The following is a 23,128-nucleotide window of genomic DNA, read 5'->3' as shown; positions in this document are numbered from 1 at the left end:
GGCAACCTTACGCAGATTTAATGTGCTTTGGCACCGAAGAATTGTCATAAAGGCCGGGTACCGGGCATTTCATGCGTTTTGTGGTACCCTGCGTCCGGGCTCCAGGGGCTGGAGCATGACGCGCAGCTTGGCAGACGACCGGAGTACCGATGGCAGCCTGGAAGCAGATCCTGTTCGCGATAGCGATTCTCATGGCGGCCGCTGTTGCAGGCTACATGTTCGTGCCCGGATCGGCGGCGACGCTGGCGCGCCTCGCGCTCGGTTCCGTCGAGAACCCCGCGACTGCGACCGGCTCGATCGGCGGGCAGGAGGAACAGGGCGCGCGCGCTGTGTCCGTGGTTACGGCCCCCGTCTCGACAGCGACGATAAACGACCGTCTCAGCGCCATCGGCACGGGGCGCGCAAGGGCAACCGTTTCGGTCACGCCCTACGGATCGGGACGTCTCACCGAATTGTTGGTCCAGTCCGGCGCCCATGTCGAGACCGGTCAGGTCATTGCCAGGCTCGATTCGGCCACGGAAGAGATCGCCGTCGACCGGGCCCGCGCCGCGCGCGACGATGCCGTCGCCCGGGTCGAGCGTATCCGCCAGCTTCGCACATCCAATGCCGCGACGCAGGTTCAGCTGACCGACGCCGAGCTTGCCCTGCGCAATGCCGAGCTTACCCTGCATGATGCCGAAGTCGCGCTCGACCGCCGCTCGGTGACCTCTCCCATTACCGGCATCGTCGGCATCCTGCCCATCGAAGCCGGCAACTACGTCACCAGCCAGACCTCCATCGCCACCATCGACGACCGCTCCTCGATTCTGGTGGATTTCCATGTGCCGGAACGCTTCGCCGCGATGATCGAGATCGGCGCTCCGGTCAGGGCGACCCCGCTTGCCAACCCCAACAGGGAATATGCCGGCACAGTCACCGCCATCGACAACCGCGTCGACGAAAAGAGCCGGACGCTCTGGGTGCAGGCAACCATCGCCAACCCGTCCGATTCACTGCGCGCCGGCATGTCCTTCCAGATCGCCATGCAGTTTCCCGGCGAATCCTATCCCGCCGTCAGTCCTCTGGCCGTGCAATGGGGCTCGGAAGGCGCGTTCATCTGGGCCGTCGAGGATGGCAAGGCCAAACGCGTTCCGGTGCGCATCATCCAGCGCAACACCGAAAGCGTGCTGGTCGACGCGCCGATCCTGGCCGGCAGCATCGTTGTGACCGAGGGCGTGCAGAGTGTGCGTGAAGGCGGCGGTGTGCGCATCGCCGGCGATCCCGCCCGGACCGTGGGCGCCGATGGCTGACCCGGAGCGACCCTGGCAGAATTGCGAAGCGGTTTTGCGGTGCGAACAGCAAGAACGCTTTAACGGCTGCGGAAGACGAGACAAGCCATGAATGACGAGATCAGGAGCGGCCAGAGCGGCCTCACGGCCCTGTTCATCCGCCGTCCGGTTCTGGCCTTCGTGCTCAACACGCTGATCGCCGTCGCCGGCATCGCTGCCTTCTATGGCGTCGAGGTGCGCGAACTGCCGGACGTCGACCGCGCGGTTATCTCGGTCAACACCAGTTTCACCGGCGCCGCCGCCGAAACGGTGGACCGCGAGATGACAGACATCATCGAAGGCGCGGTTGCGCGCGTCTCGGGTGTGAAATCGATCTCCTCGCGCTCCTCATACGGTTCCAGCCGCGTCACCATCGAGTTCAACGATGGCGTCGACCTCAACGTCGCGGCTTCCGATGTGCGCGACGCCGTATCGCGCGTCGCCAACCAGCTGCCCGACGAAGCCGACGCTCCGCGCATCGTGAAGGCCGACGCCAATGCGGAAGCCGTCATGCGGCTGGCCGTCACCTCGGACAACATGACCGTCGAGGACATGACGGTCATCGTCGAAGATCAGATCGAGGATGCGCTGGCCGCCGTTCCGGGTGTCGCCGACGTGCAGGTCTATGGCGACCGGGAAAAGATATTCCGCATCGACGTCAATCAGGCACGGCTCGCCAGCCTCGGCTATACGGTGGCGGACCTGCGCCGCACGCTGGCCTCCGTGGCGTTCGACAAGCCGGCCGGCTCCATCACCACCAGCGACCAGAACCTGATCGTGCGCACCACCGCCGAGGTCAACACGCCGGAAGCCTTCGAGCAGCTCTACATCGACGGCAGCACCCGCATCGGCGACGTGGCGACCGTGACGCTCGGCCCCGACATCGGGCAGAGCATGCTGCGCTCCGACGGCAAATCCGGCATTGGCATCGGCATCGTCCGCGCCGCCGAATCCAACACGCTCGACATTTCCGAAGGCGTCAAGGCTGCGGTCCGGACCATCCAGCAGAACCTGCCGGAAGGCATGACCATCAAGATCACCTCGGACGATGCGGTGTTCGTCAACGGCGCGGTTCATGAAGTCGAGATCGCGCTGGTGCTTGCCGTCTCCATCGTTCTGATCGTCATCTACGCCTTCCTGCTCGACTGGCGCGCCACCTTGATTCCCGGTCTCTCCATGCCGGTTGCCATGATCGGCACCATCGCCGCCATCTATCTTGCCGGGTTCTCCATCAACATCCTCACACTGCTGGCGCTGGTGCTGGCCACCGGCCTCGTCGTCGACGACGCCATCGTGGTGCTGGAGAACATCGTGCGCCGCCGCAACCAGGGCCTCGGCCCCCGTGCGGCCGCCGTTCTCGGCACGCAGGAGGTGTTCTTCGCCGTGGTCGCCACGACCGCCACGCTGGTCGCGGTGTTCGTGCCGATTTCCTTCATGCCGGGCCAGACCGGCGGCCTGTTCCGCGAGTTCGGCTTCGTTCTGGCCATTGCAGTGCTCCTGTCCGGTGTGGTGGCGCTGACGCTGTGCCCGATGCTCGCCTCGCGCATGCTCACCTCCGCATCTTTGCATCGCGAAGGCGGAACCGGCATCGGCAGCCGTATCGGCGCGAAGCTCGCCGCGCTCTACAAGCGCTTCCTCAGTGCCTGCCTCAACGCGCCCTGGCTCGTCGTCCTCGCAGCGGCTCTGTTCGCCGGCCTGGCCGTTGTCCTCTTCGGCACGATCCGGCAGGAACTGACCCCGACCGAGGACCGCTCGGCGGTCCTGCTGCGCGTCAGCGCCCCGCAGGGGGTGAGCCTCGAATATACGGCCGCGCAGATGCGCGCCATCGAGGACCTGATCGAGCCGATGCGCCGTTCGGGCGAGATCGAAAGCACCTTCCAGTTCGCCGGCAACAGCGGCAACTACAACAGCGGCTTCATGGTGATCACCCTTGCGCCATGGGAAAACCGCACCCGTACCCAGCAGCAGATCTGGTCGGAGATCAGCTCGTACACCCGGCAGATGCCTGCCGTGCGCGTCTTTCCCGTGCAGCCGAACAGCCTCGGCATCCGCGGCGCGGGCAACGGCCTGCAATTCGCCCTGACCGGCAACGACCGCTCGAAGCTGAGCGAGACGGCCGACCGCATCATCGCCGCGCTGGAGCAGGACCCGCGCTTCGAGCAGCCGCGTCTTTCGATCGATCCGTCGCAGCCGCAGCTTTCCGTTTCCATAGATCGCGAACGCGCCTCCGATCTCGGCATCGACATCACCGGGCTCGCCAACACGCTCCAGGCGATGCTCGACGGCAACGACATCGGCGACGTCTATATCGGCGACCGAGCCTTCGGCGTGAAGCTGGTGTCGACCACCAGTCCGATCAACGATCCGACAGATCTGGAAAACATCTTCCTCAAGACAGGCGACGGCCGCTTCGTCCCGATGTCCACCATCGCCACGCTGACGGAAAAGGCGGTGCCGCCGACCCTGACGCGCGAGCAGCGGCAAGCCTCGGTCGCGATCACCACCGGCCTGCGTTCCGACTTCGCGCTGGGCGATGCCTATGCGGAAGCGCAGCGCATCGCTGCCGATCTCATGCCGCCCGGCACCCGCCTGCTTCCGCTGGCCGAGGCGGCGACGCTTGGCGAAACCAACACAGGAATGCTTACCGTGTTCGGCTTCGCGCTGATCATCATCCTTCTGGTGCTGGCGGCGCAGTTCGAAAGCTTCGTCTCCGCCATCATCATCATGGCGACCGTTCCGCTGGGGCTCGCCTGCGCCATCTTCGCGCTGATCCTCACCGGCACCAGCCTCAACGCCTACAGCCAGATCGGCCTCGTGCTTCTGGTGGGCGTGATGGCCAAGAACGGCATTCTCATCGTGGAGTTCGCCAACCAGCTGCGCGACCGCGGGGCCAATGTCCGGCAGGCCATCGAGGAAGCGGCCAATGTGCGCCTGCGCCCGGTGATGATGACCATGATCTGCACGGTGCTGGGCGGCCTGCCTCTCGTTCTGGCCAGCGGCGCCGGCGCCGAGGCGCGCATTGCGCTGGGCTGGGTCATCGTCGGCGGTCTCGGCCTCGCGACCGTTTCCACCCTCTTCCTCACGCCGGTCGCCTATCTGCTGCTCGGCCGCTTCGTCATCCCGAAGGTGGAGGAACAGAACCGCCTGCGCCGTGAGCTGGAGGAAGCCGCCTACACCGATATGGAGCCGGCCGAATAGGCAGGCCCTTTCCCCACCGGCATCCATTGCGCGGGTGACAGGGCCGGCACGGCCCTGTATTGCTCCTGCCCGAACCATCACGGCATCCGGGCATCAGGAGAAGCGGCCATCATGCAACCGATCAGCCTCGACCAGCTTCTGGCCAGCATCGGCAAGGAGGTCGGCGTCTCGCCCTGGCGCACCGTGACGCAGACGATGATCGACCAGTTCGCCGACGCGACCGACGACCATCAGTTCATCCATTGCGACCCGGAGCGTGCGGCGCAGGAAACCCCCTTCGGCGGCACCATCGCCCATGGCTTCCTGCTGCTCTCGCTGCTCTCGGCCATGACCTTCGAGACGCTGCCGCCGCTGGAAAAGGGCAGGATGGGCGTCAACCATGGCTTCGACCAGATCCGTTTCATGGCGCCGGTCAGGACCGGCTCGCAGATCCGCGCCCGGTTCGTGCTTGCAGACGTCAAGGCCAGACCTTCCGGCTGGGTGCAGGTGACACACGATGTGACCGTCGAGATCGAGGGTTCGAAGAAGCCCGCCTTCACCGCGCGCTGGCTGACCCTGACCTTCGTCGAGCCCGAAGCCTGACGTTGCGGCACGGCTTGCCCCCGGACACATGAGGGATATAGTCAAACCCGTGGAGGACGCTCGCAAAACGAAGACCGTATCGCTCACCGTGCAGGAACGGCGCGAACGGCACCGGGAAACGCTTCGATCCGACCTGATCGAGGCAGCGCGGAAGCTTGTGCAGGAGGAAGGCTACGATGGCCTGACCATTCGCAAGCTGGCCAAACGGGTCGGCTATGCGCCGATGTCGGTCTACTCCTACTTCGCCGACAAGCAGGACATTTTGCTGGCGCTGGCCGAAGATCGTTTTGCAATCCTTGCACGCCGCATCGAGGAAAACACGTCGGACGATCCGATAGAGGCGCTGCGCGCGGTGATGACCGAGTATGCGGCTTTCGGGCTGGGCAATCCGAATGAGTACCGCATCGTCTTCATGACCGAGAAAACCAGGCCGCCGGAAGGCATGACCTTCGAGGAGCTTGACGCCAGCAACCCTGCCATGCTGGCGCTTCTCGGCCGCGTCGAGGCCTGCATCGCGGCAGGCAGGCTGAAAGGCGACCCCTTCGCCATCGCAACCATTCTGTGGAGCATTGCCCACGGCACCATCTCGCTCCTGATCACCTTTCCCTTCCACGAATTCGGCGACCCCGATGCCTATGTGAAGCGCATGTGCGATCTCGCCCTCGGGGCGCTGGAAGGACAGGATGTGCAGCCGCTCAGCGACAACCCCGGCGGGCTGTGCCGGCTGACGCGGAAATAGATCTTTTCATCGTTTCACGGAATCGATGAAACGATCTGTCTGTCTGTTTCTACTGCATTTGTGGGACGCCAAGTGTTTCCATCTGGCTGCAAAACGCTCTGGCCATTCCGGCGAAAGAACCCGATGCGGGCTTATCCCCTGCGATCTCGTCCACGCGCTGATGCCAAGATGCGTGCAACCGGATAGCCGTCCGGCTCGGTCGCTCCACTGTCGCTGCGCCAAAAACAGACGCCGGCAGCCCTTTGATGCCCACGCCTTCCGCTTCCCTGCAACAGGGCGGAGATTGTCGTGTTTTCCCTGCGTAGATCACATTTTCGTACATGTACGAAAACATCTTGAATCCCTCTCTCAAATTATGTACATGTACGCCATAAAATACACGTACGACAATTGGAGAAGGATATGAAGACCGCCATAGTTGCGCTTGCCGCCCTGCTCGCCCTGTCCGGCGCCGGCGTAGCCGCACCCCAGCTCGCACAGAACTCCCCCGCCACATGCATTGCCGTCGATCAGACGACGGGCAAGAAGGTGAAGGTCGATTGCGCCAGCACCGGCTCGATCAGCAAGAATGCCGGCGAAGGCAAGACCGCGGGACCGCGCCTCGGCATTGATGTGAATCCGTTCGTGCCCGGTCTTTGAGCTGCACGAGGCGGCAGGGGCGGCGTCCAGGCGGATAGCCGCCCGTTGTCGCGACATGATACTGTTTCAAGTCCGGATTTCAGGCCGCGAGCTCAGCGTCCCGGTTTGCGTCCTGCAACCTTCTTGGCCTGCCCGGGGGTTTTAGGTCCGCCGGGTATCGCCGAAGAGGTCACCGAAACCGGATCGCTGGCCGGAAAGGTATCCTCCAGCCCCTCTTCCAGTTCCTCCGTCTCGTCGCGGGCCCGACGTTCCTGCTCGAGGGACCTGACAGCCGATGTCTTGCTGCGCGCCTTGCTTGTCGTTTTCGCGTTGCTTGCCATTCCAGTTTCTCCCGGACATTCCCCTTGATCAGGGAACCGTGATAGAAACTGGCGTCCCCCGTTTAGGGTTCCCTCAGGCGGCAGCGTCGCGCGCGCCTTCGCCCAGCAGTCCGAAGACGTAGCCGGAAAAGGAACGCCAGCATTCGACCCGGAATTCCTGCTCGCTCACCCGGTAGAGCAGGATTTCCGCCTTGCCGAACACCGTGCGCGAGCAGGCGCCCACCGCAAACGCCGCCAATGCGAGGTCTTGCGGACAACCGGCCGCGATTGCCGCCTCGGCGCCGGGACCGCTCACTGCGAAGGCGACGTTACGGTGCGAAACGTCGACCGCCGAGTGAAGCCCCTTCGCCTTCCCGCAATCGGCCAGCGCATCCCCGCCCTGCTCGTCGAACACGAACCATTCGTCCGGACCGAGCCAGAAAACCGTGCGCCCGTCTTTCGCGGCGGACGTCTTCGGTTTTTGCGGCAGGGCGACGCCCAGCGCGCGTGACAGCGATGCCACCGCCTCCTCCGGCACGCGCAGCGACACGCGGTTCGCCGGCGGCAACACCGCCACCTTCACGCCTCTGGCCGACATGTCCTGCCCGCCAAGCGCCGGACGGCGTTCCGCCCCGACGGCTTCCTGAACGGTCTTCGCTCCCGCCTTAGTCATTGAGGCGCTCCCCCTTCTCGTCGAAGAACACCATGCCGGTAACCTCCACCTCGATGGTGCGGTCCGGCATGGGCACGTAAAGCGTTTCGCCCATGCGCTTGCGTCCGCCTTCGACCAGCGCCAGCGCGATGGAACGACCGCAATTTTCCGACCAGTAGCTGGAGGTGACGTGGCCGATCATCTTCATCGGCACCGGCTGCTTCGGATCGGCGACGATCTGCGCGCCCTCTTCCAGCACCACATCGGGATCGCGGGTCCTGAGGCCGACGAGCTGCCTGCGCCCCTCGGCCACCAGATCGGGCCGCTTCAGACCGCGTATGCCGACGAAATCGGCCTTCTTCTTGCCCACCGCCCAGTCGAGGCCGGCGTCGTTCGGCGTCACCGTGCCGTCCGTGTCCTGGCCGACGATGATGTAGCCTTTCTCTGCCCGCAGCACGTGCATGGTCTCGGTGCCGTAGGCGCAGGCATCGTGCTTCTGCCCTTGTGCCCACAACGCCTCCCAGACCGCCTCGCCATAGTCTGCCGGCACGTTCACCTCGAAGCCGCGCTCGCCGGAGAACGACATGCGGAACAGCCGCGTCGGCACGCCGCAGATCCTGCCCTCGCGCACCGACATATGCGGCATGGCCTCGTCGGAAAGGTCGATGCCTTCGACCAGCGGTGCAATGATGTCGCGGCTCTTCGGCCCCTGCACGGCGATCACCGCCCATTGTTCGGAAATCGAGGTCAGCCAAACCTTCAGATGCGGGAACTCGGTCTGGAGATAGTCCTCCATGTGGTTCATGACGCGGGCTGCCCCGCCGGTGGTCGTCGTCACATGGAAGCGGTCTTCGGCCAACCGCCCGACCACGCCATCGTCATAGATGAAACCGTCCTCGCGCAGCATCACGCCGTAGCGGCAACGGCCGGCTTCCAGCTTCTGCCACGGATTGGTGTACATGAGTTCCATGAAGGCGGCGGCATCCGGCCCCACCACCTCGATCTTGCCCAGCGTCGATGCATCGAACAGGCCGGCGCTCTTGCGAACCGTCACGCATTCGCGGTTGACGGCGGCATGCATGTCCTCGCCACGCTGAGGGAAATACCAGGCGCGCTTCCACTGGCCGACATCCTCGAACACCGCGCCGTTGCGCTCGGCCCAGCCATGCATTGGGGTACGGCGCGTCGGTTCGAACAGTTTTCCGCGCGCATGGCCGACGATGGTGCCGAAGGTCACCGGCGTATAGGGCGCGCGGAACGTCGTCAGTCCGACTTCCGGTATGGCCTTGCCAAGCTCCTCGGCGGCGATGGCCAGACCGTGCATGTTCGAGGTCTTGCCCTGATCGGTCGCCATGCCGTTGGTGGTGAACCGCTTGACATGCTCGATGGATTGCATCCCCTCGCGAACCGCCTGACGGATATCCTTGGCCGTCACGTCGTTCTGGAAATCCACGAACGCCTTGACCGTGGTGCCGGCTTCCGCGCCGGGTCCGGCCCCCAGCATGCCGCGCGACCAGTTCTCGCTGCCTTCCACCTTCGGCTTCGCAGCCTTGCCTGCCTTGCCTCCGGCTTCCCTTGCAGCCTTCGCGCCCGCCGCATAGGCCTCGTCGATGGTGGCGGCCAGGCCGTCCGTGCCGTTGCAGGCGCCAACCGAGATGCAGTCCTGCGTATAGGTGCCGGGCAGGAAGCGCTTCACCTCGTCGTTGAAGGCCACCTTGCCGCGCGACTGCGAGAACAGATGCACCGACGGCGTCCAGCCGGCCGACACCAGAAGCGCATCGACCGCAATCGTGCGCTCACCATCCCCTCCGGTCCTTGGCTTCACGGTGATGGAACTGACGCGCAAACGCCCGCCCACGCGCACCACGCCACGCCCGCCATGGATTTCGATGCCGAGCGCGCGGGCTTCATCGACCATCGGCCCGGAAGGATTGTCGCGCAGGTCGACGATCGCGGCCACGTTCACCCCGGCCCTCTTCAGGTCGATAGCCCCGGCATAGGCGCTGTCATTGGCGGTGTAGACACCGACATTGCGGCCCACCGCCACGCCGTAGTGATTGAGATAGGTGCGCGCCGCCGAAGCAAGCATCACGCCGGGACGGTCGTTGTCCGGAAACACCATGTGGCGCTCGATGGAGCCGGTGGCGAGCACAACCCGCTTTGCCCGCACCTGCCACAGCCGCTCGCGCGGCAGATCGCCGGGACTGGACAGATGGTCGCTCACTCTTTCCGCCAGCGCGACGAAATTCTGAAGATAGTATCCGAATGCGGTTGTGCGGGTCAGCACCCGCACATTGTCCATCGCCGCCAGCCTGGCCGCCGCCGCCTGTGCCCAGTCCCAGCCATTCTGGCCATCTATGGCCGCCCCGCTTTCGAAGCGCAGCGAGCCGCCGAGTTCGGCCTGTTCGTCGCAGATGATGACGCGCAGACCGGATTCCGCCGCGGCAAGAGCCGCCGCGAGTCCTGCCGCACCGCCACCCAGAACCAGCACCTCGCAATGGGCGAAACGCGCGGCATAGTGATCGGGATCGGGCTGGTCCGGCGCCACGCCGAGACCGGCTGCGGAGCGGATGAACGGCTCGTAGAGCGACTTCCACGCCGCCTTCGGCCACATGAAGGTCTTGTAATAGAAACCGGCCGAAAAGAACGGCGACGCAAGATCGTTGACCGCGCCCACATCGAAGCCGAGCGACGGCCAGCGGTTCTGCGACACGGCGGTCAGCCCGTCATAGAGCTCCTGCACGGTGGCGCGCACGTTTGGCGTCTTGCGCGAGGCGTCGCGATGGATGCCGACCAGCGCATTGGGCTCCTCCGCGCCCGCAGAGAGGATGCCGCGCGGCCGGTGATACTTGAACGAGCGGCCGACCAGATGGATGCCGTTGGCCAGAAGGGCCGATGCCAGCGTATCGCCGGCCACGCCGCTGTAGCTTTTGCCATCGAAGGTGAAGCGCGCGGTTCTGGCCTGCGCGAGACGGCCCCTGCCCGGAAGGCGGAACGATTCGGCCATTTATTACACTCCCGGCAGCTTCTTCGGCTTCGGATCGCCGGCCTTGTAGGTCATGATGAAGCGGTCGCTTACCGAATCGCGCACCGCGTTGAAGAAACGGGCGCAGCCATTCACATGCCGCCAGCGCTCATAAACCGTGCCGCGCGTATTGGCGCGGATGAAGAAAAATGCCTCGAACTCCTCGTCGCTTATGGAAGCGATGTCGGACGGGCGCGCCACATGGGCCTCGCCCGCATGCCGGAACTCGATCTCCGGGCGTTCTTCTTCGCAATAGGGGCAGCGGATCAAAAGCATGATGTCCCCCTCAATGCGCCACGGCGGCAGCCGCCGCTTCGTCGATCAGCCGGCCGGTGCGGAAGCGATCAAGCGTGAACGGCGCATTGATCGGATGTGGCTCGTCGCGCGCGATGGTGTGGGCGAAGACATGCGCCGAACCGGGCGTCGCCTTGAAGCCGCCGGTGCCCCAGCCGCAGTTCACGTAAAGCCCCCCGACCGGCGTCTTCGCCAGAATCGGCGAACGGTCGGGCGTCACGTCGACAATGCCGCCCCAGGAACGCAACATCTTCATGCGGGTGAACACCGGGAACATCTCGCAGATCGCATCGAGCGTATGTTCGAGGATGTGCAGACCTCCAGCTTGCGAATAGGAGGTGTACTGGTCGGTTCCCGCCCCGATCACCAGTTCGCCCTTGTCGGACTGCGATATGTAGGCATGCACCGTATTGGACATCACCACGCAGGGCACCACCGGCTTGACCGGCTCCGACACCAGCGCCTGCAACGGATAGCTTTCCAGCGGCATGCGCACACCGGCCATGCTCATGACAACGGAGGTGTTGCCGGCCGCGACCACGCCGATCTTCTTCGCGCCGATGAAACCGCGCGAAGTTTCGACGCCCGTCACCGCCCCGTTTGGCCCACGCCTGATGCCCGTGACCTCGCAGTTCTGGATGATGTGGACGCCCCGCGCCGACGCGCCGCGCGCATATCCCCACGCCACCGCGTCGTGGCGCGCGGTGCCGCCGCGCCGCTGCAACGAGGCTCCGACCACGGGATAGCGCGCGTCGCGCGATATGTTGAGCGGCGGGCAATAGTCCTTCGCCTGCTCCGGCGTCAGCCATTCGTTGTCGATGCCGTTCAGCCGGTTGGCATGGACATGGCGCTTCAGCGACTGCACGTCATGGACATTGTGCGCCAGCATCATGACGCCGCGCGCCGAGTACATGACATTGTAATTCAGGTCCTGCGAAAGCCCGTCCCACAGCTTCAGCGCATGGTCGTAGATGCCGGCCGATTCGTCATAGAGATAGTTGGAACGGATGATGGTGGTGTTGCGGCCCGTATTGCCGCCGCCGAGCCAGCCCTTCTCCAGAACCGCGACATTGGTGATGCCGTGCTCTTTGGCGAGATAATAGGCCGTGCCCAGCCCATGCCCGCCGGCCCCCACGATAACGACATCGTATTCCGCCTTCGGCTCCGGCGAGGTCCATTGCTGTTCCCAGCCCCTGTGGCCGCGCATCGCTTCCCGCGCAATGGCGAATACCGAGTATTTCTTCACGTTCCCACGCCTCGCGATTGAGCGGCAACATCCCCGACGCCGATGCCTTTTCTTATCACTAGCCAAACCACCCGGCCACCCATGCGCTGTTTGCGACGAAGCCTGGCGCTATATACGCCGTATCCGGCTGCGGCGAACCGCGCCTGTGGGTATCGCCCCGCACGGCTTCGCAACCGGGGCGCCGGGATGGTAAAGCGCCCGTACAAGGAGCTGCAATGAGAGTCGACATTGACATGGGAACGGCCTCCCCCGGGAAGCCGGCCATGATCGATCTTGAGGAACTGCTGGCCACCCGGTTGCTCGTGCAGGGCAATTCGGGCTCCGGCAAGTCGCACCTGTTGCGCCGCCTGCTGGAACAGAGCGCGCCCTGGGTGCAGCAATGCGTGATCGATCCGGAAGGCGACTTCGTCACGCTGGCCGACAGGTTCGGCCATGTGGTGGTCGATGCGCAGCGCACCGAGGCCGAGCTGACCCGGATCGCCGGCCGCATCCGCCAGCATCGCGTTTCCGCCGTGCTCAATCTGGAAGGGCTGGACGTCGATCAGCAGATGCGCGCCGCAGCCGCCTTCCTTGGCGGCATGTTCGATGCCGAGCGCGAACACTGGTATCCGGTCCTTGTCGTGGTGGACGAGGCGCAGCTCTTCGCGCCCGCCGCCGCCGGCGAGGTGTCCGACGAGGCGCGCCGCATCTCGCTCGCCGCCATGACCAATCTGATGTGCCGCGGCCGCAAGCGCGGCCTGGCCGGCGTCATCGCCACCCAGCGACTGGCCAAGCTGGCCAAGAACGTCGCCGCGGAAGCCTCCAACTTCCTCATGGGGCGCACCTTCCTCGACATCGACATGGCCCGCGCCGCCGATCTTCTGGGCATGGAGCGGCGGCAGGCGGAAATGTTCCGCGACCTCGCGCGCGGCTGTTTCGTGGCGCTGGGGCCCGCCATGTCGCGCAGGCCGCTGCCGGTCACCATCGGCAGCGTCGAGACCTCGGCCCGCTCGGTCAGCCCGAAACTGATGCCGCTGCCGGAAAAGCCCGAGGACGTCGCCGATCTCGTCTTCACGCCGGGGCCGGAAGAAGCCCGCATGCCGGTGCGCAGGCCCGCGCCGCAGCCCATCCCCACCGCCGACCTGATGGCTCAGCTTGCGCGCCCCCAGCCCGCGCCCATGCCGCCGCCGGTGGAGCCCATGTTCCCCGAAATCGACGAAGCCGAGCGCGAGGCGGGCATCGACACCGTCCTGAAGGAAATCCTCGAAGATCCCGACGCCGGCTTCCGCACCGACGCCGTTCTCTATCAGGATTTCCTCGTGCGCTGCCGCATCCGCCGCGTCGCCGGAGAACCGCTGCAGCTCGCCGCCTTCCGCAGACGCCTCGCCGTCGCCCGCGCGGGTGTGGACCGCAAGACCGCCGGCGGCGAAGCCTGGCCGCAGGCGCTCCAGCTTTCAGAAAGCCTGCCCGACGACGTTCAGGGCGTATTCCTGATGGTGGCGCAGGCTGCCGTGACCGGCGCGCCCTGCCCCTCCGACGCAACGCTGGCGCGTGCCTACGGCACCCATTCGGCGCGCCGTGCCCGCAGGCTTCTCACCTATTTCGAGGAGCGCGACCTGATCGTGGTTCGCACCGATTTCCACAACAACCGCGTCGTCGCCTTTCCCGATCTCGGCTGCGAAACCGCGCCGGGCGACCCCAATGCGCCCGACGAGGCCGCGCCCTCGGCCGACGCCGCCGAATAGATGCGCAATTGGCACGCAAGCCTCGACAACTCGCGATTTCTTGTATGGACAAGAAAACGCCATTCTGTTATCAGCCGCCGCAAATTCGTGGCGCAATCCGTCACGGAGGCTGGCGGCTTTGCCCGTCCGCTTGATGGATTCTAACCTGAGAGACAGGAACAACCGTGCAGGTACTCGTCCGCGACAACAATGTTGATCAGGCGCTTCGCGCCCTCAAGAAGAAGATGCAGCGCGAAGGCATCTTCCGTGAAATGAAGATGCGCGGTCACTACGAGAAGCCGTCCGAGAAGAAGGCCCGCGAGAAGGCGGAAGCCGTGCGCCGTGCGCGCAAGCTGGCCCGCAAGCGCGCCCAGCGCGAAGGTCTGCTGCCCGGCGCCGCGCGTCCGGCCCCGGCTGCCCGCGCCGCACGCTGATTACGGTCCGTTTTTCGCCCTTTTCAAGGGTTATCGAGGTGGCGCGATTCCGATCGCGGCCACCTTTTGTTTTGGCTGGAACTTTTTAGCCGGGACAGACGACAGGCGGCGGGCTAGTTTCTGGCAGGCAAGACAAAGCGAGGACAAGACTGCAATGGGAGCATTGAGCGAACGGCGCGCCGCCCGTTACGGGTTTTCCATGGCCGCCGCACTCCTGAGCGGGGTGCTGCTTGCAGCCTGCCAGTCCGGCCCGGCCATCGATCTCGGCAACGTCGATGCCACACAGGCCTCCAGCGAGAACATCTCGTCCCTCACCCAGGTCATCAATGCCAATCCGCGCGATCCCGAGGGTTACAATGTACGCGGGTCCGCCTATGGGCGGGGCGGCCGTTACCAGCAGGCGCTGAAGGATTTCGACACCGCCATCTCGCTCAACCCGAATTTCTATCAGGCCTATGCCAACAGGGCGCTGATCTATCGCTTCATGGGTGACAACGGCAAGGCGCTGGCCGACTACAACCGTGCCCTGCAGATCAATCCGAGCTACGACGCCGCCTATATCGGGCGCGGCAATGTCTATCGGCAGGCCGGACGGACGCAGGAAGCCTTCGGCGATTTCGAGAAGGCCATCCAGCTCGACACCACAGATGCCCGCGCCTACCACAATCGCGGCCTGATCTATCAGGGTCAGGGGCAGCATACCTATGCGATCGAGGACTTCTCGACCGCCATCTCGCTGGCCCCCGATGCCTCCGAGCCCTACAACGGACGCGGCCTTTCCTATCTGGCGATGAACCAGGAAGACAACGCGTTCGCCGACTTCAACATGGCGATCAAGCTGGATTCGAAGAACGCGGAAGCCTGGACCAATCAGGCGCTGATCTACGAGCGGCGCGGCGAAAAGGCCAAGGCCGCCAAGTCCTATCGCGAGGCGGTACGCCTCAAGCCGGCCTACCAGCCTGCCAAAGACGGTCTCTCGCGCACGCAGTAAGCGCCGGCGCGCCCCGCTCCTCACCTCGCGCAGCGTAAGGCATGCCTGAGACAATCCGGTGCGCCTGCGCCATCATCGCGCCACGGTTCGAGGCAACGTATCGCCCTGCCAAGCGTTGATCGGCATGGCGATTCTGCCACCGACCGATCAGGATTCAGGAGTTTTCCAATGACCAAGAAACTTGTCGCCGCTGCCGCTTTTGGCCTCCTGTCGATGACGGCCGCCGCCAATGCGACCGGCCAGTTCGAACTCGGCGTGCTCGACTGTAAGGTCGATGGCGGCACGGGCTACCTCATCACCTCGAACAAGGGTCTTGCCTGCACCTTCAAGCCCTCCGACGGCCGCGCCACGGAATATTACAGCGGCATTGTTTCCAAGCTGGGTGTCGATCTCGGCAAGACCCATCAGGGCAATCTCGTCTGGGCCGTGCTTGCCGCCACCCGCGACTATGACAGCGGCAAGCTGGCCGGCAACTATTTCGGCGTCAACGCCGAAGCCAGCATCGTGACCGGCGGTGGCGCAAACCTGCTGCTCGGCGGCTTCAAGCGCTCCTATACCCTGCAGCCGCTGAGCGTTCAGGCGCAGACCGGGCTCAACCTCGCAGTCGCGGTGCAGTCGCTCGAACTGGTTCATTCGCTGAAGTAGGCCCAGGGAAGCCGGAAAGAGCAAAAAGGGCGGTACCGCGACGTTCCGCCCTTTTTATGTCTCGATGGCCTGCAACCGCCCGGCAATCAGCGCCGCCAGCCGTTCGGCGACCTCATCCTTGGTGAGTTCCGGCCACTCCTCCGCACCGGTCTTCGAGACGATGCGGACGCGGTTGCGGTCGCCGCCCATCACTCCGCCCGGCCCGATTCCGCTGTCGTGCGACACGTCGTTGGCAACGATCAGGTCGGCGCCCTTCCTGTCCAGCTTGGCCTTTGCATTCTTAAGCACATCCTGCGTTTCGGCTGCGAAGCCGACGACGAGGAACGGCCGCCGCGCATGGTGGCCGATGCCGGCAAGGATGTCCGGGTTTTCCACCATTTGCAGTGCCGGCGGCCCCTCGCCTGCCACCTTCTTGATCTTCTCGCCGGCGGCATCGGCCGTGCGCCAGTCAGCCACCGCGGCGACGAAGATGGCGGCATCGGCCGGCAGCAGACCCTCCACCGCCTCGCGCATCTGGCGCGCGCTTTCCACATGCGTGGTGGAAACCCCCGCCGGATCGGGGATCGTCACCGGCCCGGAAACGAGCTGCACGTCGGCGCCCAGCCGGGCAAGCGCTGCGGCGATGGCATGCCCCTGCTTGCCGGACGAACGGTTGGCGATATAGCGAACCGGGTCGATCGGCTCGTGCGTCGGCCCGGAGGTGACGATGATTCGCCTGCCCGCGAGCGGTCTTTCCGCCGGCTCCAGAAGCGCCTCGATCGCGGCCACGATCTCCAGCGGTTCGGCCATGCGGCCTTCGCCCGCCTCGCCGCTTTCGGCCATTTCTCCCCGCGCCGGCCCCACGAAGGCCACCCCGTCGCGCGCCAGCGTCTCGCGGTTGCGGCGCGTGGCCGGATGCGACCACATCTTCGGGTTCATTGCCGGCGCGATCAGGACGGGCTTGTCGGTCGCCAGCAGGACGGCGGATGCCAGATCGCTGGCGAGCCCGTTCGCAAGCTTCGCCATCAGGTCGGCCGTGGCCGGCGCCACCACGACGAGGTCTGCCTCGCGCGACAGGCGGATATGGCCGACATCCTGTTCGTCCTGGCGGTCGAACAGGTCGGTGAACACATGGTCGGCGGCGAGCGCGCCAACGGCCAGCGGCGTAATGAACTGCTGCGCCGCCTGCGTCATCACCGGACGCACCGCCGCACCCCGCTCGCGCAGGCGGCGTATGAGGTCGAGTGTCTTGTAGGCTGCGATACCGCCGCCGATGATGAGCAGAATGCGCTTGCCCGAAAGGGTGCTCGACATGCCGTTGATCAACTCCGTAAGCGGTGTCCGGACTGTACAGGAAAACTAGACAGGACGATCCGTGCGGTCAATTTGCCGTTCAGAGCAGCTTCCACACAATGAAGAGCAGCGACAGCGCGATCACCCACAGCGCCACCCGGCCGGACCGGGTGTGACGGGCCTCGGCCTTGCCGATGGCCTGCGCCGTTTCGGGGTCGAAGCGAAAACCGTGCTCGGCCATGCGATCGATCTCGCGCGACAGGCGCTCGCTGCGCTGCGCGATCTCGGGCATCTGCCTCGCCAGCGCCGACAGGGCATGCAGCCCCTCGCGCGCGTCGGCCAGAATCCCGCGCGGCCCCAGATTGTCGCGAATCCAGCCGCCGACAACCGGCTCCGCCGTCTTCCACATGTTGAAGGCGGGATCGAGCGTGCGCGCCACGCCCTCCACCACCACCATTGTCTTTTGCAGCAATATCAGCTCAGGCCGCGTCTGCATGTCGAACAGTTCCGTGACCTCGAACAGCAGGGTAAGCAGCTTGGCCATGGAGATGGTTTCGGCCGGCTGGCCATGGATCGGCTCGCCGATGGCGCGGATCGCCTGCGCGAAGGCGGCGACATCGTGCTTTGCCGGTACATAGCCGGCCTCGAAATGCACCTCCGCCACGCGCAGATAGTCGCGTGTGATGAAGCCGTAGAGGATTTCGGCGAGGAAGCGGCGCTCCTTCTTGCCGAGCCGGCCGGCAATGCCGAGGTCGACGGCAACGATGGTGCCATCGGCTTCCACGAACAGATTGCCCGGATGCATGTCGGCATGGAAAAAGCCGTCACGCAGCGTGTGCCGCAAGAAGGACTGGATCAGGTTGGCGGCAATCTCCCGCAGATCGTGGCCGGCGGCCGCCAGCGCGGCGATATCGTTCATCTTGATGCCGTCGACCCATTCCATGGTCAGGACATCGCGGCCGGTCCGCTCCCAGTCCACCGCCGGAACGCGGAAGCCGGGATCCTCCTTGGTGTTCTCGCCAAGCTCGGAAAGGGCGGCCCCCTCCAGCCGCAGATCCATCTCTATGCGGGTGGTCTGGGCAAGCGTTTCGGTCACCTGCACGGGGCGAAGCCGCCGGCTTGAGGGAATGTAACGTTCCTGAAGGCGTGCGGCGAGGAAGTAGCTTTCGAGGTCCTGGTTGAAGCGGCGGCGTACGCCGGGGCGGATGACCTTCACCGCCACCTTGCGCCGGCCTTGCGGATAATCGATCTCGGCCGGGTGCACCTGCGCTATCGAAGCGGCGGCCACCGCATCCCCGAACTCAAGGTAAAGATCGCCGGTCGTGCGCCCCAGCGACGCCTCTATCGCGGCCTGCGCCTCCGCCCTGGGGAAGGTCGGCATCTTGTCCTGCAACAGCGCCAGTTCGAGCGCGATGTCGTTGCCGACCACATCGGGGCGCGTGGCGAGGAACTGGCCGAGCTTGACATAGGAAGGCCCAAGCCGCGCCACCGCGTGCGCCAGCCGGTCGCTGCGGTCCTGCTTCAGGGCGCGGCGGCGCGTGAACATCGTGGCCACGCGCCAGCCGAGTTTCGGCAGCCCCGAAAGCTGGTCGCCCGGCAGGGCCGCAACCACGCCCTCCCGCACCAGAACCCAGCCGGCCCTGATGAGCCGGAACCCTGCGCTCAAACTGCTCATGCGGCCTGTTCCGTCACAGCTTCCAGCCGGAATGAAGGGCCGCGATACCGCCTGAATAGTTGCGGAAGCTGACCCGTTCGAAACCCGCCTTGCCGATCATCCGGGCAAAATTGTTCTGATCGGGAAACTTGCGGATCGACTCCACCAGATAGGCATAAGGTTCACCGTCGCCCGTCACCATCTGGCCGATCTTCGGAATGGCGTTGAACGACCAGGCGTCATAGATGCGATCCAGCAACGGCATATCCACATCGGAAAATTCCAGGCACAGGAGACGTCCGCCGGGCTTCAGCACGCGGAAGGCTTCCGAAAGCGCCACATCGATGCGCGGCACGTTGCGGATGCCGAAGGCGATCGTATAGGCATCGAACGTCGCGTCGGCGAAGGGCAATTCCTCGGCATTGGCCTCGACGAAATCGAGATGCGGCAACAGCCCCTTTTTTTCCGCGCGCTCGCGCCCGACCTGCAACATCGAGCCGTTGATATCCAGTACCGTGGCGTGCGCGTTGCGCTGACTGGCCTCGATGATGCGGAATGCGATGTCGCCAGTGCCGCCGGCCACGTCCAGAACCTTCCAGCCCGGCCGTTTCGGCGGATTCAGCCACGCGATCATGGCGTCCTTCCACACGCGATGCATGCCGGCCGACATCAGATCGTTCATCAGGTCGTAGCGGTTGGCGACCTTGTGGAACACCTCGTTGACCAGCGGCTGCTTCTCGCCGGCTCCCACCTGCCTGAAGCCGTAGGAGGTTTCCATGCCGCCATTGGCGGTGGTTCTTTCAACTGACATGATCACGATCCGCTTTTATGCGGGCGGACCATACAGGAACCGATTTCGCCGCGCCATGGCCTTGGCCCCTCATTTGACCGGTGAATGGTCGCAGGCACCCTGTGGACTTTGCATCCGGCAGGTCGCATAGCCCTTTCCTATTTGCTTTCCAGCATTCACTATCCGGTGTGAAACCGGGCGATCCCGGAACGGGGGCAGCGGGTTTCGCGTCCGGAACTGAAAGAACATAACGAGCCGGAGAAGACCATGCAGGGCGTCACCGTCATCGACCATCCGCTGGTTCAGCACAAGCTGACCATCATGCGCGACAAGAACACCTCGACTGCGGGCTTTCGCCGCCTGCTCAGGGAAATCTCGCTGTTGCTCGGCTACGAGGTCACGCGTGACCTGCAACTGACCACCACCACCATCGAAACGCCCATCGAGGAAATGGAAGCCCCGGTTCTGGAAGGCAAGAAACTGGTCTTCGCCTCGGTGCTGCGCGCCGGAAACGGCCTGCTGGAAGGACTTCTCGACCTCGTGCCGGCCGCGCGCGTGGCCCATATCGGGCTTTATCGCGACCATGACACGCTTGAAGCGATCGAATATTTCTTCAAGGCGCCGGGCGATCTGGCCGACCGGCTGGTGATCGTGGTCGACCCGATGCTGGCCACCGCCAATTCGGCCACCGCCGCCATCGACCGGCTGAAGGCGCGCGGGGCCACCAACATCCGCTTCCTGTGCCTGCTGGCCGCGCCGGAGGGCATTGCGCGCTTCACCGCCGCCCATCCGGACGTGCCGGTCTATACTGCCGCCATCGACCGGCAGCTCAACGAAAAGGGCTACATCATGCCCGGCGTGGGCGATGCCGGAGACCGCATGTACGGAACGAAATAGGCGCCCGATGAGCGAGGACAGGCTGATTGCGCTGGAAATCCGCGCAGCCGAGCAGGAAAAGACCATAGAGGAACTGTCCGGCCAGATCGCCGAACAGTGGAAGGTCATCGAACGGCTTCAGAAAAAGCTGGAGGCCCTGACCGAGCGCTTCCTTGTGCTGGAAGAACAGGCCACGCCCGAAATACAGGCGACGAAGCCGCCGCACTGGTAGGGGGCAACGCTCCAGACGGAGCCGCGCGTTCAGGCCCGGACGCCGGTGGGGATCGGACAGGAAACCCCCGTGCCCTGCAATCCGCAATAACCGTCCGGGTTCTTCGCCAGATATTGCTGATGCTCCGACTCGGCGAAGTAGAATTCCGGAGCCGGCGCGATTTCCGTGGTCACCTTGCCGCGCCCTGCCGCAAGCAGCGAGCCTTCATAGGCGTCACGCGAGGCCCGCGCCTGCTCCTGCTGCGCCTCGTCGAAGGTGTAGATCGCCGACCGGTAGGTCGTGCCGATGTCGTTGCCCTGACGCATGCCCTGCGTGGGGTCGTGATTTTCCCAGAACAGCTTCAGCAGATCGCCATAGGAAACCACGCCGGGATCGTAGACCACCAGCACCACCTCGGCATGTCCGGTGAGCCCGGTGCAGGTTTCCTTGTAGGTCGGGTTGGGGGTGAAGCCGCCCGCATAGCCGACCGCCGTTACCCATACGCCCGGCATTTGCCAGAAAAGCCGCTCCGCGCCCCAGAAGCAGCCCAGCCCGAACAGAGCCTTTTCCAGCCTGTCCGGGTAAGGACCCTTCAGCGGATTGCCGTTCACGAAGTGCGAAACGGCGGTGGGAATCGGCCGGTCACGCCCCGGCAAAGCATCTTCCGCCCGCGGCATCGCGGTCTTTTTGCTCAGGAAATCGCTCTGGAACAACATGGCTGCCTTCCTTTCTCGAAACCGCCGCCGCTCAACCGGTGGCGTAGCGCGCGACCGTGCGCTCCCGCCTGTAGCCGATGGCGTAAAGCAACAGCGCCAGCCCGGCGAAAACCGCGAAGCCCGGCAGCGCCAGCACCCAGTTCACGGCCGTATCCCACAAAAGCGGGTTGATCCTTTCGCGCACGAACATCTCCGCCGCGCCCAGCGTGTCGGGCGAAACAGCGTTCCAGCTCGTTTTCAGCGGTGTGGTGACAAGCTGAGAGGCCGCAACGCTGCGCGTGGCATCGAGCACCGCCATGATGACGGCAACGGAAAGAGAAACCATTGCGGCAAGCCGGAACAGGAAACGGAACATCGATGCACCTTTCTGGCACAACAGATATGGCGGACCCAGCAGGCGCGCAATCCATGCCGGATCAGTTTAGCGAATTGTAAGCTATGTTGTGACATAGCTCGGCCATGGCCAGAACACCTGCTTGTTATGAATCTGCGGAGAAATTCCTTTTCAGGATCACTCTTGCCCTGCTTGCGGCCGATGCCTTCCTGATCGCCTTTCATCAGGCCGCCATGGACTGGCCAGCCTATTCGACCCTGGGCGGCCTGGTCCTTATCCTGCTGTCGCTGGGCTTCTTTTACCGCCGTTCCGGCCGCAGCGCGGAACTGGGCAGCGTGACGACGGCAACCGGGATATTCATACTGTTCACCGGCTCGCTGTCGCTGTTCAACTATCTGCTGACCCCGAACCCGAATCCGGTCATCGACCACTGGCTGATACGCCTGGACACCATGTTGGGCTACGACTGGCCCGCAATCGTAGCATGGTCGGGGGAGCATCCGTGGTTCAATCAGGCCATGCGTCTCGCATACATCTCGACGCTTCCGCAAATTGCCCTGCTTGTGGTCGTCCTGGCCCTGAGCAACCGCGTGAAGGAACTTCACTCGCTCATGGTGGCTGTAGCGATCGCCAGCCTCATGGCGGTCGTTTTCTGGGCCATCTTCCCAAGCATCGGGCCAAGCGCGTATTTCGAGCTGCCGGCCGATGTCCTGCAACGCGTCCAGCCAGTCGTGTCTCCGGAATATGGCGTTGAAATAGCGGTCCACCTCGGCAGCGGCATTTCCCTGCTGAGCCCGGACGAGTTTCGCGGCATGATCGCGTTTCCGTCCATGCATATCGTGCTGGCCGGCATAGCGACGCTCCATGCCCGCTGCATCCGCTGGCTGTTCCTTCCCTATGCGCTTGTCAACCTCGCGGTCGTACCCGGCGTTCTGGTGCATGGCGGACATCATCTGGTCGACATTCCCGGTGGCATCGCGCTGCTCGTCGTGGCGCTTGCGTGCGCGCGCATGGTTCTTGAACCGCAGCGCCGGCAAGAACTGGCAGCCGGCACCGGAACGGTTGGCCTTTCACGCTGATCTGTGCCGACAGGATTACAGGGCCGGGTGAAAGCATCCGGCCCTTTTTCTTTTGTGTGCAGTCGCCATCTCGATCTTCCGACAAAGCAACCCAAGTTATTCTGCCTTTGTTAAGCACATTTTTTCGACATGTTTCATTTACCATTGCGCTTAACTCAACCGAAAGCGGTACCCGCGATAGTGAGGCCACGGTTCAGCAAGAAACCGTCGAGAAAAAAAGTCACAACCTGGGCAACAAGGAACACAGATATGACCAAGCTTTTCGCACGTTTCGTCAAGGACGAGTCCGGCGCCACCGCCATCGAGTACGGCCTGATCGCAGCTCTGATCGCCATCGCCATCATCGGCGGCGCCCGCTGGGTCGGCAGCTCCGTCAACACCAAGTTCACGCAGGTCGGTACCGCACTTGATGCCGTTACGCCGGCTGCGCCGTAAGACTTCC

23 protein-coding genes are annotated in these 23,128 nt (G+C 64.4%); 13 read left to right on the top strand and 10 right to left on the bottom strand.

What is annotated here, in order from left to right; all coding sequences use genetic code 11:
* Positions 1-149 precede the first annotated feature (149 nt).
* The 5 genes from DES43_RS04975 to DES43_RS04955 all read left to right on the top strand — a co-directional run bounded on the left by DES43_RS04975 (position 150) and on the right by DES43_RS04955 (position 6,465).
* On the top strand, positions 150-1,289 hold the full coding sequence (locus DES43_RS04975; protein ID WP_035024499.1) for an efflux RND transporter periplasmic adaptor subunit: 1,140 nt from the start codon (positions 150-152) through the stop codon (positions 1,287-1,289).
* Between the two features lie 87 nt (positions 1,290-1,376).
* Positions 1,377-4,505: an efflux RND transporter permease subunit gene (locus DES43_RS04970; RefSeq protein WP_035024500.1), complete on the top strand. Its 3,129-nt coding sequence runs from the start codon at positions 1,377-1,379 to the stop codon at positions 4,503-4,505.
* A 111-nt stretch (positions 4,506-4,616) separates the two neighbouring features.
* A complete protein-coding gene (locus DES43_RS04965) occupies positions 4,617-5,087 on the top strand; it encodes a MaoC family dehydratase (RefSeq protein WP_035024501.1) in 471 nt (156 codons plus the stop codon).
* 49 nt (positions 5,088-5,136) lie between these two features.
* On the top strand, positions 5,137-5,826 hold the full coding sequence (locus tag DES43_RS04960) for a TetR/AcrR family transcriptional regulator (RefSeq protein ID WP_035024502.1): 690 nt from the start codon (positions 5,137-5,139) through the stop codon (positions 5,824-5,826).
* Positions 5,827-6,228: 402 nt separating this feature from the next.
* Positions 6,229-6,465: a hypothetical protein gene (locus DES43_RS04955; RefSeq protein ID WP_035024503.1), complete on the top strand. Its 237-nt coding sequence runs from the start codon at positions 6,229-6,231 to the stop codon at positions 6,463-6,465.
* A 92-nt stretch (positions 6,466-6,557) separates the two neighbouring features.
* Here DES43_RS04955 and DES43_RS04950 read toward each other — a convergent pair whose 3' ends face one another.
* The 5 genes from DES43_RS04950 to DES43_RS04930 all read right to left on the bottom strand — a co-directional run bounded on the left by DES43_RS04950 (position 6,558) and on the right by DES43_RS04930 (position 11,981).
* On the bottom strand, positions 6,558-6,785 hold the full coding sequence (locus DES43_RS04950; RefSeq protein WP_035024504.1) for a hypothetical protein: 228 nt from the start codon (positions 6,783-6,785) through the stop codon (positions 6,558-6,560).
* A gap of 73 nt (positions 6,786-6,858) precedes the next feature.
* Positions 6,859-7,437 carry a sarcosine oxidase subunit gamma gene (locus tag DES43_RS04945; protein WP_035024505.1) on the bottom strand — a complete coding sequence of 193 codons (579 nt, stop codon included), beginning with the start codon at positions 7,435-7,437 and terminating at the stop codon, positions 6,859-6,861.
* Positions 7,430-10,423: a sarcosine oxidase subunit alpha gene (locus DES43_RS04940; protein ID WP_035024506.1), complete on the bottom strand. Its 2,994-nt coding sequence runs from the start codon at positions 10,421-10,423 to the stop codon at positions 7,430-7,432. The genes DES43_RS04945 and DES43_RS04940 overlap by 8 nt, the downstream gene beginning before the upstream one ends.
* Before the next feature lie 3 nt (positions 10,424-10,426).
* On the bottom strand, positions 10,427-10,717 hold the full coding sequence (locus tag DES43_RS04935; protein WP_035024507.1) for a sarcosine oxidase subunit delta: 291 nt from the start codon (positions 10,715-10,717) through the stop codon (positions 10,427-10,429).
* 10 nt (positions 10,718-10,727) lie between these two features.
* Positions 10,728-11,981 (bottom strand): sarcosine oxidase subunit beta, encoded by a 1,254-nt coding sequence (locus DES43_RS04930; RefSeq protein ID WP_035024508.1) that lies wholly within the window; start codon positions 11,979-11,981, stop codon positions 10,728-10,730.
* Between the two features lie 215 nt (positions 11,982-12,196).
* Between DES43_RS04930 and DES43_RS04925 the strand changes: the two genes are divergently transcribed.
* The 4 genes from DES43_RS04925 to DES43_RS04910 all read left to right on the top strand — a co-directional run bounded on the left by DES43_RS04925 (position 12,197) and on the right by DES43_RS04910 (position 15,754).
* Positions 12,197-13,705 carry a helicase HerA domain-containing protein gene (locus tag DES43_RS04925; RefSeq protein WP_035024509.1) on the top strand — a complete coding sequence of 503 codons (1,509 nt, stop codon included), beginning with the start codon at positions 12,197-12,199 and terminating at the stop codon, positions 13,703-13,705.
* 164 nt (positions 13,706-13,869) lie between these two features.
* Positions 13,870-14,118 carry a 30S ribosomal protein S21 gene (gene rpsU, locus DES43_RS04920; protein ID WP_035024510.1) on the top strand — a complete coding sequence of 83 codons (249 nt, stop codon included), beginning with the start codon at positions 13,870-13,872 and terminating at the stop codon, positions 14,116-14,118.
* Between the two features lie 154 nt (positions 14,119-14,272).
* Positions 14,273-15,109 (top strand): tetratricopeptide repeat protein, encoded by an 837-nt coding sequence (locus DES43_RS04915; RefSeq protein WP_035024511.1) that lies wholly within the window; start codon positions 14,273-14,275, stop codon positions 15,107-15,109.
* Between the two features lie 168 nt (positions 15,110-15,277).
* On the top strand, positions 15,278-15,754 hold the full coding sequence (locus DES43_RS04910; RefSeq protein ID WP_035024512.1) for a DUF992 domain-containing protein: 477 nt from the start codon (positions 15,278-15,280) through the stop codon (positions 15,752-15,754).
* A 54-nt stretch (positions 15,755-15,808) separates the two neighbouring features.
* Here the strand turns inward: DES43_RS04910 and coaBC are convergent, their stop codons facing one another.
* The 3 genes from coaBC to ubiE form a co-directional block, all read right to left on the bottom strand.
* The gene (gene coaBC / locus DES43_RS04905; RefSeq protein WP_035024638.1) at positions 15,809-17,047 is read right to left on the bottom strand and encodes a bifunctional phosphopantothenoylcysteine decarboxylase/phosphopantothenate--cysteine ligase CoaBC; all 1,239 of its coding nucleotides are present in this window, start codon (positions 17,045-17,047) and stop codon (positions 15,809-15,811) included.
* A gap of 79 nt (positions 17,048-17,126) precedes the next feature.
* Positions 17,127-18,701, bottom strand: coding sequence for a 2-polyprenylphenol 6-hydroxylase (gene ubiB / locus DES43_RS04900; RefSeq protein WP_035024513.1), 1,575 nt, complete (start codon positions 18,699-18,701; stop codon positions 17,127-17,129).
* Positions 18,702-18,714: 13 nt separating this feature from the next.
* Positions 18,715-19,491 carry a bifunctional demethylmenaquinone methyltransferase/2-methoxy-6-polyprenyl-1,4-benzoquinol methylase UbiE gene (gene ubiE / locus DES43_RS04895; protein ID WP_035024639.1) on the bottom strand — a complete coding sequence of 259 codons (777 nt, stop codon included), beginning with the start codon at positions 19,489-19,491 and terminating at the stop codon, positions 18,715-18,717.
* Positions 19,492-19,737: 246 nt separating this feature from the next.
* Between ubiE and upp the strand changes: the two genes are divergently transcribed.
* Together upp and DES43_RS04885 are read left to right on the top strand one after the other, a co-directional pair.
* Entirely contained in the window at positions 19,738-20,367 is a 630-nt protein-coding gene (gene upp, locus DES43_RS04890; protein WP_035024514.1) for a uracil phosphoribosyltransferase, read from the top strand.
* Positions 20,368-20,374: 7 nt separating this feature from the next.
* Positions 20,375-20,578: a SlyX family protein gene (locus tag DES43_RS04885; RefSeq protein ID WP_035024515.1), complete on the top strand. Its 204-nt coding sequence runs from the start codon at positions 20,375-20,377 to the stop codon at positions 20,576-20,578.
* Positions 20,579-20,607: 29 nt separating this feature from the next.
* Here the strand turns inward: DES43_RS04885 and msrA are convergent, their stop codons facing one another.
* Entirely contained in the window at positions 20,608-21,273 is a 666-nt protein-coding gene (msrA, locus tag DES43_RS04880; RefSeq protein ID WP_035024516.1) for a peptide-methionine (S)-S-oxide reductase MsrA, read from the bottom strand.
* 31 nt (positions 21,274-21,304) lie between these two features.
* Entirely contained in the window at positions 21,305-21,628 is a 324-nt protein-coding gene (locus tag DES43_RS04875) for a hypothetical protein (protein ID WP_035024517.1), read from the bottom strand.
* Positions 21,629-21,732: 104 nt separating this feature from the next.
* On the opposite strand from DES43_RS04875, the gene DES43_RS04870 reads away from it, so the two are divergent.
* Positions 21,733-22,686, top strand: coding sequence for a phosphatase PAP2 family protein (locus tag DES43_RS04870; RefSeq protein WP_051520431.1), 954 nt, complete (start codon positions 21,733-21,735; stop codon positions 22,684-22,686).
* Between the two features lie 249 nt (positions 22,687-22,935).
* The gene (locus tag DES43_RS04865; protein WP_035024518.1) at positions 22,936-23,121 is read left to right on the top strand and encodes a Flp family type IVb pilin; all 186 of its coding nucleotides are present in this window, start codon (positions 22,936-22,938) and stop codon (positions 23,119-23,121) included.
* Positions 23,122-23,128 lie beyond the last annotated feature (7 nt).

This window comes from Aquamicrobium defluvii (assembly GCF_004363725.1).
Lineage (GTDB): Bacteria > Pseudomonadota > Alphaproteobacteria > Rhizobiales > Rhizobiaceae > Mesorhizobium > Mesorhizobium defluvii.
Note: the sequence above shows the minus strand (reverse complement) of the source record. Positions and strands in the feature narration are given on the sequence as shown.